The 13,513-nt window shown below is 62.2% G+C and carries 12 protein-coding genes; 8 read left to right on the top strand and 4 right to left on the bottom strand.

The genetic code is table 11. The features are described 5' to 3' along the window. Positions 1 to 118: 118 nt before the first annotated feature. Positions 119 to 1,447, bottom strand: a complete 1,329-nt coding sequence (locus tag GWE18_RS26785; RefSeq protein WP_275188685.1) for a hypothetical protein — start codon at positions 1,445 to 1,447, stop codon at positions 119 to 121. Positions 1,448 to 1,614: 167 nt separating this feature from the next. Between GWE18_RS26785 and glmU the strand changes: the two genes are divergently transcribed. The 3 genes from glmU (at position 1,615) to GWE18_RS26800 (ending at position 3,856) form a co-directional block, all read left to right on the top strand. Next, positions 1,615 to 2,973, top strand: coding sequence for a bifunctional UDP-N-acetylglucosamine diphosphorylase/glucosamine-1-phosphate N-acetyltransferase GlmU (gene glmU / locus GWE18_RS26790; protein ID WP_275188686.1), 1,359 nt, complete (start codon positions 1,615 to 1,617; stop codon positions 2,971 to 2,973). A gap of 434 nt (positions 2,974 to 3,407) precedes the next feature. Continuing rightward, positions 3,408 to 3,557, top strand: coding sequence for a hypothetical protein (locus GWE18_RS26795; RefSeq protein ID WP_275188687.1), 150 nt, complete (start codon positions 3,408 to 3,410; stop codon positions 3,555 to 3,557). 2 nt (positions 3,558 to 3,559) lie between these two features. Continuing rightward, entirely contained in the window at positions 3,560 to 3,856 is a 297-nt protein-coding gene (locus GWE18_RS26800; RefSeq protein WP_275188688.1) for a hypothetical protein, read from the top strand. Between the two features lie 382 nt (positions 3,857 to 4,238). Here GWE18_RS26800 and GWE18_RS26805 read toward each other — a convergent pair whose 3' ends face one another. Next, positions 4,239 to 4,472 (bottom strand): hypothetical protein, encoded by a 234-nt coding sequence (locus GWE18_RS26805; RefSeq protein ID WP_275188689.1) that lies wholly within the window; start codon positions 4,470 to 4,472, stop codon positions 4,239 to 4,241. 85 nt (positions 4,473 to 4,557) lie between these two features. Here GWE18_RS26805 and GWE18_RS26810 point away from each other — a divergent pair, with 85 nt between their 5' ends. Next, entirely contained in the window at positions 4,558 to 4,782 is a 225-nt protein-coding gene (locus GWE18_RS26810; protein ID WP_275188690.1) for a hypothetical protein, read from the top strand. On the opposite strand, the gene GWE18_RS26815 is transcribed toward GWE18_RS26810, so the two are convergent. Then, positions 4,772 to 5,227 carry a DUF1353 domain-containing protein gene (locus GWE18_RS26815; RefSeq protein WP_275188691.1) on the bottom strand — a complete coding sequence of 152 codons (456 nt, stop codon included), beginning with the start codon at positions 5,225 to 5,227 and terminating at the stop codon, positions 4,772 to 4,774. The genes GWE18_RS26810 and GWE18_RS26815 overlap by 11 nt on opposite strands. Positions 5,228 to 5,681: 454 nt before the next feature. Here GWE18_RS26815 and GWE18_RS26820 point away from each other — a divergent pair, with 454 nt between their 5' ends. The 4 genes from GWE18_RS26820 (at position 5,682) to GWE18_RS26835 (ending at position 11,279) form a co-directional block, all read left to right on the top strand. Further along, positions 5,682 to 5,873 carry a hypothetical protein gene (locus GWE18_RS26820; RefSeq protein ID WP_275188692.1) on the top strand — a complete coding sequence of 64 codons (192 nt, stop codon included), beginning with the start codon at positions 5,682 to 5,684 and terminating at the stop codon, positions 5,871 to 5,873. Positions 5,874 to 7,461: 1,588 nt separating this feature from the next. Next, the gene (gene glmS / locus GWE18_RS26825) at positions 7,462 to 9,288 is read left to right on the top strand and encodes a glutamine--fructose-6-phosphate transaminase (isomerizing) (protein ID WP_275188693.1); all 1,827 of its coding nucleotides are present in this window, start codon (positions 7,462 to 7,464) and stop codon (positions 9,286 to 9,288) included. A 92-nt stretch (positions 9,289 to 9,380) separates the two neighbouring features. Further along, a complete protein-coding gene (locus GWE18_RS26830; RefSeq protein ID WP_275188694.1) occupies positions 9,381 to 10,166 on the top strand; it encodes a DUF502 domain-containing protein in 786 nt (261 codons plus the stop codon). Between the two features lie 123 nt (positions 10,167 to 10,289). After that, the gene (locus GWE18_RS26835) at positions 10,290 to 11,279 is read left to right on the top strand and encodes a dihydrodipicolinate synthase family protein (RefSeq protein WP_275188695.1); all 990 of its coding nucleotides are present in this window, start codon (positions 10,290 to 10,292) and stop codon (positions 11,277 to 11,279) included. Here the strand turns inward: GWE18_RS26835 and recG are convergent. Further along, the gene (gene recG / locus GWE18_RS26840; protein WP_275188696.1) at positions 11,231 to 13,339 is read right to left on the bottom strand and encodes an ATP-dependent DNA helicase RecG; all 2,109 of its coding nucleotides are present in this window, start codon (positions 13,337 to 13,339) and stop codon (positions 11,231 to 11,233) included. The genes GWE18_RS26835 and recG overlap by 49 nt on opposite strands. Positions 13,340 to 13,513: the final 174 nt, after the last annotated feature.

Below are 13,513 nucleotides of genomic sequence, written 5' to 3' on the forward strand. Positions count from 1 at the left end.
TAACGCCCTATAAAACCTGAGAAGTTCGTAGCCCGGATGGAGCGAAGCGTAATCCGGGATTCTTGCGACATTCGGCGGCGGTCCCGGGTTTCGCTGACGCTCCACCCGGGCTACGGACTTATTGCGTGTTCTTCCTGCCGAAGATGGTCGACAATGTCGTCTGCGTTGGCGGCGGCGTTGTCACTGGCGGCGGTTCCGGCTTCTTCGAGACGTCCTCGACAACGACCGCCGCTCGCTTGGCGATGCTGCGCCGGCGCGGCGGCGGGTTGGCGGCGGTGGGCGGCGCATCGTCGGATTTGAGCGACAGCCGCTGGCCGTCGAAGATCGCGGTCTCGCAAGGCCGGTTGTTTTCGGTCAGTACAGCGCAGATCTTGGCGGCGGCGCCGGCGTCGTTCAAGGGACCGGCGACCAGGCGAAGCTGCATGCCGAGGCCGTTGGTGCCTTCCTTGATGACGATGATCGGGCGCAGCGCCGTTAGGGGGGCGTTCGATCTCGATTTCAACAACCCACGCCACAACGCGCGCAGCCCGTTCACCGAATTGGCGGTGCCAAGATCGACCCCGAACTCGGTCCGCTGCAGGAAGACTTTTGGCGCGGCTTCGTCCGCTTCCGCATCGGTTGCCGACGGTGCCAACGCCACGACATCGGGAATCGGGCTCGCGATCACCGAGTTTGCTGCTTTGCCCGGCTCGATCAGCTTGCCGGCCGCGGGATCGGGCGGGGCCATCATCGATTGCGCTGAAACCAGCGGCGCAGCCGGTGAAGGCGTGGCGGTCGAAGGCCTGGCGGGCTCTGGCTTGACCGCGTCGGCCCTTGCCGTTTCAGGCTTGGCTTCAGACTTGGCGCTTTCCGCTTTGGCTGCGTCGGTCTTCGCTGCATCCTTTGCGACGGAGGAAGCCGCCGCCGGGGCCGGCTCGGCGGTGGCGGCGCTGGACGTGGGTTTGTCAGTGACAGGCGCTGTGGCCGGGGCGGTTGCTACCGTCGCGACGGCTGGCGACGGCGGCGGACTTTGCGCGGCCGGCGGCTCCGCATTTGCAACAGGCGGCGAGGCGGAGGCGGAACCCTGCCGGGCGATGGTGCCGGTGACGGAATCGAGCCCCTGTTCCAGGCTGGTGACACGGGAATACAGCCTGTCGCGATCGCTGTTGAGCGTGTCGATCGCGGCGGCGAGCCGCCGCGCCTCGTTCTGGGTTTCCTTGGCGATGAGCTGGATTTGCTGCCCCTGCCTGGTGATATCAGCGGCGGCGACCTGGTCGCGCTTCAATCCGAGCGACGACTGGTTGGCCATTACGGCCAGAATTACCGCGCCGGTGGCCCCGACGCCCCAGGATCCGAGCCGCCACAGCGCGCGGCGGTCGAGTTCGTCTTCCTCGGCCAACAGGTTGCTCAGCATGCCACTGCTGTCATCCGCCTCGAAGTCTGCAAGATGGTCTGGTTTCTTGGCCAAACGCCCCTGGCCCTCCTCGAGGCCTGCCGAATCACAGGGCAAACATTAACAGGAAATGCGCCGGCCACTTGAATCCGGACGTTTTCGGGGCGGCGAATCGGTTTGATCTCCGGGGGAAAACAATTAAAGACGGCCGGCGCCATCTGTGTTGCCCGCAAAGGAATGGAATGACCGTACGATCCAGCCTGACTGTCGTGCTTGCGGCCGGTGAGGGTACCCGCATGCGATCCTCGCTGCCGAAGGTCCTGCACCCCGTCGCCGGCCAGCCGCTGCTGGCCCATGTGCTGGACGCGGCCCCGCACGGCGAGGGCGCTTCGCTTGCGGTCGTGATCGGGCCGGACCACAAGGCTGTCGCCGACGAGGTCAGGCGCGTCCGCCCCGATGCGGCGACCTTCGTTCAGGCCGAGCGCCTCGGCACCGCGCATGCCGTGCTGGCCGCCCGCGAGGCGATCGCGCGCGGCTCAGACGATTTGCTGGTGGCGTTCGGCGATACGCCGCTGATCTCGGCTGAGACCTTTGCACGGCTGCGCGCGCCGCTGGAAAAAGGCGCGGCGCTCGCGGTGCTCGGTTTCCGCGCCGCCGATCCGACCGGCTATGGCCGGCTGCTGCTCGAGGGCGGCCGCCTGACGGCGATACGCGAACATGCCGACGCGAGCGCCGAGGAGCGCAAGGTGACGCTGTGCAACGCCGGCGTAATGGCGTTCGACGGTCGCCGCGCGCTGGAAATCTTAGGCCGGATCGGCAACGCCAACAGCAAGGGCGAGTATTATCTGGTCGATGCCGTCACCATCGTCAGGGAAATGGGATTGGAGGCCGTCGTGATCGAAACCAGCGAGGACGAAGTACGCGGGATCAACACCAAGGCCCAGCTCGCCGAAGCCGAAGCAGTGATGCAGGCGCGGCTGCGCAAGGCGGCGCTCGATGCCGGCGTGACGCTGATCGCGCCGGAGACGGTTTATCTCGCCGCCGACACGACATTCGGCAACGACGTCACCATCGAGCCTTTCGTAGTGATCGGCCCCGGCGTGACGATTGCTGACGGCGCGGTGATCCATTCGTTCTCGCACATCGTGCAGAGTTCGATCGGCAAGAATGCGCTCGTCGGCCCCTATGCGCGTATGCGACCGGGCAGCTCGCTTGGCGACGGCGCGAAGATCGGCAATTTCGTCGAGACAAAAGCCGCGACGATCGAGGCGGGCGCCAAGGTCAACCATCTGTCTTATGTCGGCGACGCCTATGTCGGCGCCAAAGCCAATCTCGGCGCCGGCACCGTCACCTGCAATTACGATGGCTTCTTCAAGCACAAGACCACGATCGGCGAGGGCGCCTTCATCGGCACCAACTCGTCGCTGGTGGCGCCGGTGAAGATCGGCAACGGCGCCTATATCGGCTCGGGCTCCGTCATCACCAAGGACGTGCCTGACGACGCGATGGCCGTGGAACGCAGCCCGCAGAACAACCGCGAGGGCGGGGCGGCGAGGTATCGGGAGATGAAGATGCGGGCGAAGGCTAAGAAAGAGGGTTGAGCGCGGGGCTTGTTTAGCAATTTGGCTACCAATTGGTGCCAGCATTCCGCCATTGCGGATAGGTCGCGATCGGCGACAGCGAATTCCAAAAGGCTCTAACCCGACCGGCCCGGTTGGCGGTCTCTTTCCTTTGGAGAGGCCCACTATGTTCAAAGGCTTTGTAATGGCAGCCTTGATGCTGCTTGGTGCGTCGCAGCTAGACCAGTATCTCACCCATGGTCGGTATACCGATGCCGCCATATCGATGCTGAGGCAGATCAGGCACTCGTTCGGTATTTGACCTGCAACGCGGCCGGCGTCGGCTGAATTGCGACCGCCCGTCAGGCCACCTCGGTTCACGCCGAAGGGAACGCCTTAACCTTGATGAATATTCGTTCAAGTTCCTGCAACCATCCGTCTCGCTCGGCGTCATGCTCTAAAGTGCGGAGCGCGTCATGGACGACGACAGGGAACAGCGTGAACTTCAAGAGCGGGTGATGCGCTTTCGCGTGATGGAGCGCGAGGTCACTGACCCGCTTGCAATTGGGCTCCTGCACGACATCGTCACAGAATTGGAAGCGGCCCTGGAGCAGCCTGACAGATAGTCATGCAAAAGCCCGGCAGTCATTTCGGACTGCCGGGCGAAACGCAAATACTAGGTGAACTGAATGCCGTGCCGCTGCTATGCGCCTATTCTGATGCGGATTTCGGAACTGTCTATCCGGAAGAGTACGGGCGCGCACTCAAAGAGGAGTTTTCAGAGAGGAACCGTGAGAGAGGAGCCGACCCGAACGGACGTGACTTAACCTCTGGGCTTCGTCTCGTCTTCCAACTCCCGAAGTCGATCGATTTGCATTTTGAAGTGCGCGGGTATCTCTCGATCTTCCTTTATCGACGCTCGTAGTCTTTCGCCAATCTTTTGAACGATCGCGCGACTGTGTCGGGAGTCAATCTCAACAGTGTTTCGCTCAACAGTGTTTCCAACAGTGTTTCGCATAACAGTTCTCCAGCCCACGCACGGCCCAACGACGCCGCCCGACAGTAATATCGAGGGGCCTTCTTCCTGCTTGCAGATCAGACGGAGACCGCCGCCTTTGGCTATCTTGCGCGTGCGCTTGTTCTTGAACAGCGGGTCCGAAGACCTTTGGCTATCCGCGACATGCGCCGTTCATTGACGGCGGGCGGCGGTCTCGCATCAACAATTCCGCGATGAGGACTTTCGTTCCGGTTCCATTAACGGTTGTTCAGCTTTCTTCAGGGAACTGCGAACTACGGCGCAAGCGGCCTCAGTGCTTGGTCTCTAATCCCCATTGGAACACCGCTTCGCATATGGGCCCGTCCTCGTTGCGCACCGAGATTGCCAGGCGGGGGCAGCCTTCACGGCGAACCGCATCGCGTGCGAGATCGGCAAGGGAGAGGGAGACTTCGCGCCGTACTGAGGCCATGTCGGGCAGGATCATGCCCTCTTCGTCAGTGGTTAGTTCGCCATCAGCAATAACATCGAAAAAGTACCGCCCCATTGTGAACGCGCTCCCTGGTCATGGCGGGAGCGCGGTGGCGTCTCTCAGTCACCGATAAATTGCCGTGTTGACCGCGCGGTGATCCATGGCAATCTCTGGCACTGCGGTATGTTCCAAAGAACTGACGACGATAGTGCTTATCGTCGGCGAATTCCTGCGAGCCGTCGTCGCCGAGCTGGCGAAGTATCCCGAGTCGGGGCCAGGAATCATCGGCCGCGTCGTCGCCAAGGTGCAGCGGCAGCACCTCGCGCCGAGCACCGGCCACAACGTTGGAAGCAAGTACTGGCATGGACGCGACGCTACCGCCTAACTGCTTGCGTAGCGCTCGGGGTGGTGTTGTGGTCGATCATGGTGGTCCTTACGTTATACCGAGTTCCAAAGCGTACGCCCCAGTAGAGCAGGTACTTCTGAACCCAGCCGACGTTGAGGAGCTCCATGGCTTCGAAGAAAATTCGGTCGGCGTGGTCGCGCGTCGGCGCTTCAGGATGGGGATTGTTGAGCGCGATTCGGTAGCACAGGTAGTCATGAACGACGCCCGCGCGGCTCCAGCTTGCCCAAACTGGCAGGATCGACCACAGCAATCGTGGAATGGATGGGCCGTCGGTGATGAAGCCATTCGAAACGAGGATGACGCGACCGGAGCCGCGGCCTCCGACCTCATAGGTGAGGGGCTCTGCCAGGCGCCATAAGCGCCAGCCATGCGTATCGTTACCGGAGAGATGCGTAATCGTCAGTTCGTTTGTGAATGCGCCCACAGCTCTTCCTCCCCTTCCTCGAATAAGCGATCCCGTCAATTGATGATGCGAGGACGCTAAGGGAGATCAGCTCTTCAGACTGTGATGAGTGTCACTAAGCTCTAAGCTTGCGCAGGATGCGCTCTGAAATCCAAGTGTTGCCCGAACAGCCCGGCACGCAAGGCGCCGCGCTCCAGCGAGCGCAGTCGCGGATTACGGTGACAGGATACGGTGCAGTCCAATGCATTTCACTCTTGAGACTACGGCGCGATTGCTAATTGTCTCGTCGCCTGCGGTCGGCGTCATGCGGGCATTGGACCGCAGCTAGGTTCGCGAGTTTTTGCCAAGGTTCATCACTGGGGCGGAGAAAACTCAAGAGGGACAGGCTGTGATCTAGTTCACATCTTGGCCCCCAAGAAAAATGATAAAAATCATAGCTTGGAATTGGTGCAGATCAAACGAACGAGGTTAGATCATGCCCGCCATATTCGATCTCCTGTACCGCGAATACTGCCGTGCCCGCCTCGCCGAGATGCGGCAACAGCTTCTGATCTCGCCTGACAGGCATGAGGTCCCAGAAGCGCTTTGCGATGCCAAGAATCCTCTCGACGCTAGTCCGGCAGGCGGCAGTGAGACAACCATGCAGCACGAATTGCCGAAGCATTAGGCCGACCTATAATCGCAATTGCGGTGACAGTGCTGGACTGCACCCCATAAGTGAGACAGCACCCCATAAGTGAGACACATATAATTTCTGTGACAGCGCGGTTGCCATGAAGGGGAGATTGGCAAGATCTCGGCGGTGCGCTGTCCGATCACAATCGATCGTCATCCGCCAGAATTGCGCTTATTCAGCCATATCCGAAGCTGCCGAACCAAGAGGACGCATCCGACGCAGCCCATAACAACAAACAGCAGGTATAGGCCGAACAAGCCGACGAAGTTGAGTGGATGGTCGTTATACGTGATAGGCTGATAATTATTTGGCTCGCCCCTGCTGCGAAAATTTGCCCAGAGCTGTCCGGTGGAGTACCATTGGATCAGCTCATAACTTCCATGCATCCCCATGAGTGACAATATTAAGGGCCCGACGAACCCTTTATAATGCGTTCAACCTGACGGTCGCGTTTCTGCACTCAGTGTTTGGCTCTTCGCATTTCCGACCGGGACTCGGCGAGAACAACAAAAGCGAGGCTCTCCGTTGGCTTTCGTTGAATCGAAACATACGCATTGGTTATCGCCCTTACGGTGACAGTGCTGGACTGCATTTAATTAAGTCTTTCTCTCTGTGAGAGTTTGCTGACACACTGCGCGCTCAAGCTAAATTATTGAACCAAATCAGCCTGATACTACCCGTCCAGTCGCATCCGAAAAAATATTCCGCTTCCGCCGCAGGCCAAATCACCGCTATCACTTCGCCCGTCCACCCCGGCAAGAGGGGCGTATCGCGATCGTCACGGACGCGGGGTTGGATGCGGTGGACGCAGCGGCGTCGGGCGCGATCGTGGTCGCAGGGCGGGTTCTCCCGTGAGTGATCTTACGCTTGCGCAGACGACCGGCGTTTCAAGGCCTTCGCCAGAACTTCGGCCGGCATCTCGTCGGGTCGGAGCGGCGGTTGAGGGCGCTGCGTACGGCGAAGTCGTGTGGTTCTGGCATCCGTGGCTGATGTCAAGCCAGCGGAGACGCGTCGGCCCGACCGGGCTTAGACAAATCTCAATCCGCTGGTGACGGTGGCAAGAGGAATTCGTCGCCGGGAAGAGCGCGAAGTAAGCCGTAAAGCCATTGCGCAGGGAATGCCGGATTGCCTCCGCTGAACCTGTATGCTCGTGTGCGTTTCCTTCTACCCATTGCACACGAGACCGCGGGTGCAGCGCGCATCCGGCATTCCCTGCTCCCTTTTTTAGGGAGGAACAAGCCAGACCTCGGGCAGATCATGCCGCGAGATCGCGGACCCGTATTCCGCTCGCCTCGCGGGTGTGACGGCTAATCTTACCGTGTTATAACCGTCAAACCCTCATTCCTGAGGAGCCCGCGGAGCGGGCGTCTCGAAGGATGCAGGCCACAGACCGGGCCTCATGGTTCGAGACGCACTTCGCGCTCCTCACCATGAGGGGCTTAGATTGGGCTACCCGTTAAGCTTTCCGCTTAAGACTGTCTCAATACGCAACAATTATTGAGTACCTGTCGGGCTTCATTTCTCGTTAAGAGACTAGCGGGTTGCGACGCTATTCGTCGATTTGGGGAAATTGAACCGCATGTGCGGCATTGTCGGCATACTTGGGAAAGCTCCGGTTGCGGAGCTGTTGGTAGACTCACTCAAACGCCTTGAATATCGTGGCTATGATTCCGCTGGCGTCGCCACGCTGGAAGGCGATCACCTCGAGCGGCGTCGCGCCGAGGGCAAGCTGAAGAACCTCGAAAAGCGGCTGCAGGCAGAACCGCTCGCGGGCCACACCGGGATCGGGCATACCCGCTGGGCGACCCACGGCAAGCCGACCGAGAACAATGCGCACCCGCATGGGACCGACCGCGTCGCCGTCGTTCATAACGGCATCATCGAGAATTTCCGCGAGCTGCGCCAGGCGCTGGAGAAGAAGGGGACGGTCTTCAAGACCGAAACCGATACCGAGATCGTTTTGCACCTGGTCGACAACCTGCTTCAGCAGGGTATCAAGCCGGTCGAGGCGGTGAGGGCGGCGCTGTCGGAACTGCGCGGCGCGTTCGCCCTCGGGTTCATCTTTGCCGGCGATGACGATCTGATGATCGGCGCCCGCAACGGCCCGCCGCTGGCGATCGGTCACGGCGACGGCGAAATGTATCTGGGTTCGGATGCGATCGCGCTCGGGCCGTTCACCGATACGATCAGCTATCTCGAGGACGGCGACTGGGTGGTGCTGACGCGCAAGGGCGCGACCGTCTACGACAAGAGCAACGCGATCGTTCACCGCGACGCGGTCAAGCACAGCGCCTCGACCTCGCTGGTCGACAAGGCGAACTACCGCCACTTCATGGCCAAGGAAATCCACGAGCAGCCGGAAGTGGTCGGCCACACGCTGGCACGCTATGTCGACATGGCGAGCGAGCGCGTGATGCTGCCGGTCAAGCTGCCGTTCGACTTCAAGGACATCCAGCGCATTTCGATCACGGCCTGCGGCACCGCGAACTATGCCGGCTATGTCGCCAAATACTGGTTCGAACGGCTGGCGCGCATTCCGGTCGAAATCGATATCGCATCCGAATTTCGCTACCGGGAGGCTCCCTTGCGCAAGGGGGATCTCGCGATCTTCATTTCGCAGTCCGGCGAGACGGCGGACACGCTGGCCGCGCTGCGCTACGCCAAGGCCGAAGGCGTTCACACCCTGTCGGTCGTGAACGTGCCGACCTCGACGATTGCGCGCGAAAGCGAAACCGTGCTGCAGACGCTCGCCGGCCCCGAAATCGGCGTCGCCTCGACCAAGGCCTTCACCTGCCAGTTGATGGTGCTGGCCTCGCTCGCGGTCGCCGCCGGCAAGGCGCGCGGCGAGTTGTCTGGCGAAGACGAAACCAAGCTCGTTCACGGTCTCGTCGAGATTCCGCGGCTGATGGCGGCGGCGCTGACGTTGGAACCGCAGATCGAAAAGCTGGCGCGCGACATCTCGAAATCGAAGGACGTGCTCTATCTCGGCCGCGGCACCAGCTATCCGATGGCGCTGGAAGGCGCGCTGAAGCTGAAGGAAATTTCCTACATCCACGCCGAGGGCTATGCCGCCGGCGAACTCAAGCACGGGCCGATCGCGCTGATCGATGAGAACATGCCGGTGGTGGTGATCGCGCCGTTCGACCGGGTGTTCGAGAAGACGGTCTCTAACATGCAGGAAGTCGCGGCCCGCGGCGGCAACATCATTCTGATGACCGACGCCAAGGGCGCGGCGGAAGCCACCGTCGACTCCCTGGTCACGATCGTGCTGCCTGACATGGCATCGGCGTTCACCCCGATGGTCTATGCCATCCCGGTGCAGCTCCTGGCCTATCATACCGCCGTGGTGATGGGCACCGACGTGGATCAGCCGCGAAATCTTGCGAAATCGGTAACGGTCGAATAGTCAAGTCAATCGACTGTCACGCTGGGCCTTCAAAAACCTGCTAGGATGGCTTAGCTGGATCAAGCCGGCTGCCGCTCCGACCTGGAACCACGATGAACCGCGAAGAACTGCCCCCGACCGCGTCCCCGGAGGAACCCCTGCCGGAGGCGCACCACGCCGGGCTGATGGCCCGTTTCCGGAACTATTTTCTGACCGGACTGATTGTCGCAGGGCCGGTCGCGATCACGCTCTATTTGACATGGTGGTTCGTGAACTGGGTCGACAATCTGGTCCGCCCGTTCGTGCCGACGGTCTACCGTCCCGAAACCTATCTGCCGTTCGGGCTGCCCGGTTCGGGCCTGATCGTCGCCGTGTTTGCGCTGACGCTGCTCGGGTTCCTCACCGCCAACCTGATCGGGCGGACGCTGGTCGATCTCGGCGAACGCCTGCTCGGCCGCATGCCGGTGGTGCGCGCGATCTATCGCGGCCTCAAGCAGGTGTTCGAGACGCTGTTCTCGGGCAAGGGCTCGAGCTTTCGCAAGGTCGGCCTGGTCGAGTTTCCCTCGCCGGGCATGTGGTCGATCGTTTTGATCTCGCAGTCGCCGAGCGTGAATGTAGCGAGCCAGTTGCCGGGCGAGGAGGAGCATATCTCGGTGTTCCTGCCCTGCGCGCCGAACCCGACCACCGGTTTCTTCTTCTACGTGCCGAAGAGCAAGATCATCGAAGTCGATATGACGACCGAGGACGCGGCGACGCTGATCATGTCCGCCGGCGTGGTGCAGCCCGGCTCCGATCCGCAGAAGCGCAATGGGGCGCTGGCCGGCATGGCGAACGCGGCACGCGTGGCGAATTCGGCTGCCGGGCTGAAGCCGGCGCCTGCGAAGGTGAAGGTGGAGTAGGGCGGGGCGTGGGACGTTCTCCGCCGTCATTTGCGAGCGCAGCGAAGCAATCCATTGCTACCTCATGCACGGAAGGATGGATTGCTTCGCGGCGCTCGCAATGACGGATAGACAGGCTGAACCATGACCAAAAAGATCGAAGGCATCATTCCCGTGATGATCACGCCGTTTACCGAAAACGGCCAGATCGACTATCCGGGCCTCGGTCGGCTGGTGGAATGGTACATCGACAATGGTTCGGACGCGCTGTTTGCTGTCTGCCAGTCCAGCGAGATGCAGTTTCTCAGTCTCGACGAACGGGTTGGGCTTGCCGCTTTCGTCAGACAAGCCGCCGCGGGCCGCGTCCCGGTGATCGCTTCCGGCCACATCAGCGAAAGCCTGGACGGCCAGCTTGCCGAGTTGACCGCGATTGCCGCGACCGGGGTTGATGGCATGGTGCTCGTCACCAACCGGCTCGACGCCAAAAGGGAAGGCGGCGGCAAGTTTATCGACGATCTGAGCTGGCTGCTCGAGCGGCTGCCGAAGCAAGTGCCCCTCGGTCTCTACGAGTGCCCGGCGCCCTATCGCCGATTGCTTACCGACGATGAGCTAAAGTTCTGCGCGGGTACCGGCCGCTTTATCGTCCTCAAGGACGTCTCCTGCGACCTCGCAACGGTGAAACGCCGGGTGGCGCTGACCAGGGGCACGCCGCTTGCCATCGTCAACGCCAATGCGGCGATTGCCTATGATGCGATGAAAGTTGGTTCGCGCGGCTTTACCGGCGTGTTCACGAACTTTCATCCCGATCTCTACAAGTGGCTGATGACCGAGAGCGCCAACCATCCGGCGCTGGCGGACGAACTTTCCGTCTATCTTGCGCTGTCGGCGATGGCCGAACCGATGGGATATCCGAAGCTCGCAAAGCTCTACCACCAGCGGCTCGGGACGTTTTCCTGCACCGACAGCCGCGCCGTCACCTTCGATATCCACGAGAAGTTCTGGGCGCTCGACGCGCTGCTGGACAAGATCGTCGAGGGCACCGAGCATTACCGGTGGCGCATTGCCGTGGTTGATGCGAGCAAGACTTATCCCGCGCCGATCAGCGGCACGGCTTCATCGCGCTCGTACAGATAAAGCAGACAGCGCAGCGCCGCGCCGCGCTCGCCCTTGAGCTTTGGATTGTCCTTCATGATACGCAGCGCCTCATCGCGCGCCTGCGTGATGAGCTGGGCGTGCACGTCGGAGCGGGCGATGCGGTAGCCGGGCAGGCCGCTCTGGCGGATTCCGAGCACGTCGCCTTCGCCGCGCAGCTTCAGGTCCTCTTCGGCGATCCTGAAGCCGTCGGTGGTTTCGCGGATCACCTTCAGTCGCGCCGCCGACATCTCGCCGAGCGGCTCCTTGTAGAGCAGCAGGCAGGTCGATGACTCCGACCCGCGGCCGATCCGGCCGCGGAGCTGGTGCAATTGCGCGAGCCCAAAGCGCTCGGCGTTCTCGATGACCATGATGGTGGCGGCGGGAACGTCGACGCCGACCTCGACCACGGTAGTTGCGACCAGAAGGCCGATCTCGTGGGCGGCGAACTGCGCCATCACGCGGTCCTTTTCCGTGCCCTTCATCTGCCCGTGCACCAGACCGACGCGGTCGCCGAACCGCTTCTGCAGCCGCTCGAAGCGCTCGGTCGCGTTGGTCAGATGCTCGATGCCTTCGGCCTCGGATTCCTCAACCAGCGGACAGATCCAGTAGACCAGTTTCCCGGTCTTCAGCGCGCGGCCGACCGCGTCGATCACCTCGTCGAGCCGGCTCGCCGGAACCGCGCGGGTGTCGATCGGCTGGCGGCCGGCTGGTTTTTCCCGCAGCTCGGAGACGTCCATGTCGCCGAAATAGGTGAGCACCAGCGTGCGCGGGATTGGCGTTGCGCTCAGCACCAGTACGTCCACCGCTTCGCCCTTGTTGGTCAGCGCCAGACGTTCGCGCACGCCGAAGCGGTGCTGCTCGTCGACCACGGCGAGCGCCAGCGCTTTGAAGATCACGTCGTCCTGGATCAACGCATGGGTGCCGACCAGAAAATCGATCTCGCCGGCTTCGAGTTGGCCTAAGATTTCGCGCCGCTCCTTGCCCTTCTCGCGGCCGGTCAGGATCGCAACCCGCAGGCCCGCGCGTTCGGCCAGCGGCGTGATGGTCTTGATATGCTGGCGCGCAAGGATTTCGGTCGGCGCCATCAGCGCGGCCTGCTTGCCGGCCTCGATGACCGCAGCGGCGGCGAGCAGCGCCACGACCGTCTTGCCGGACCCGACATCGCCTTGCAGCAGCCGCAGCATTCGCACCGGCTGGCGCAGATCCTCGGCGATGGCGGCCATCGCGTCCCGTTGCGAGGACGTCAGCGCATAGGGAAGGGCGTCGATGATCCTGTGGCGCAGATGACCGTCGCCGGCGTTGCGGTCGCCGGCCGGACGCCGCAACTGCGCGCGCACCAGCGCCAGCGCCAGTTGACCGGCCAGCAGTTCGTCGAAGGCAAGCCGCGACCAGAACGGGCCGTCGGGCAGGATGTCGGTGAGCTCGACCGGCACATGCACGCGGTTCAGCGCTTGGCTGATCGGCGGAAAGCTGCAGCGGCGAATAACTTCCGGACTGATCCATTCGGGCAGATCAGGCAATTTTTGCAGCGCCTGCGCGATCGCCCGCCGCAGCGAACCCAGCGCCAGCCCTTCGGTCAGGGGATAAACCGGGTCGATGCCGCTGAGTTTTGCAAACCCGGCTTCGTCCACGACGCGGTCGGGATGCACGATCTGCGGCATGCCGTCGTACATCTGCAGCGTGCCCGACACGTAGCGCTTCTCGCCGACCGGCAGCAGCTTTTCGACATAGCCGGGCTTGGCGCGGAAAAACGTCAGCACCACGTCGCCGGTATCATCAGAGGCATAGACGAGGTAGGGCGCGCGGGAATTGCGCTGCGGGGGCGGCCGATGGCGGTCGGTCGTGACCTCCAGCGTCACTACGGTTCCCTGCACCGCTTCGCGGATCTTCGGCCGCGCGCGGCGGTCGATCACGCTCGCCGGCAGGTGCAGCAAGAGATCGACCAGCCGCGGCGTCTCATCGCGCCCGAGCAGATAGCGCAAGAGCTTGTCCTGCTTCGGCCCGACACCGGGGAGGGTCGTGACCGGCGCAAACAGCGGATTGAGCAAGGTGGGGCGCATCGGCAGACTTAAATCCGTTTCTCGCCGTCATGCCCGGCCTTGTGCCGGGCATCCACGTCTTTTTTTGCCCTCATGTTGGGACCAAAACGTGGATGGCCGGGCATAGGCGAGCGGAAGCGACGCCGTCCTTCGGACGGCTATGCCCGGCCATGACGAGCATTTGCGGAGACAACA

Source organism: Bradyrhizobium sp. CSA112 (genome assembly GCF_029051645.1).
Lineage (GTDB): Bacteria > Pseudomonadota > Alphaproteobacteria > Rhizobiales > Xanthobacteraceae > Bradyrhizobium.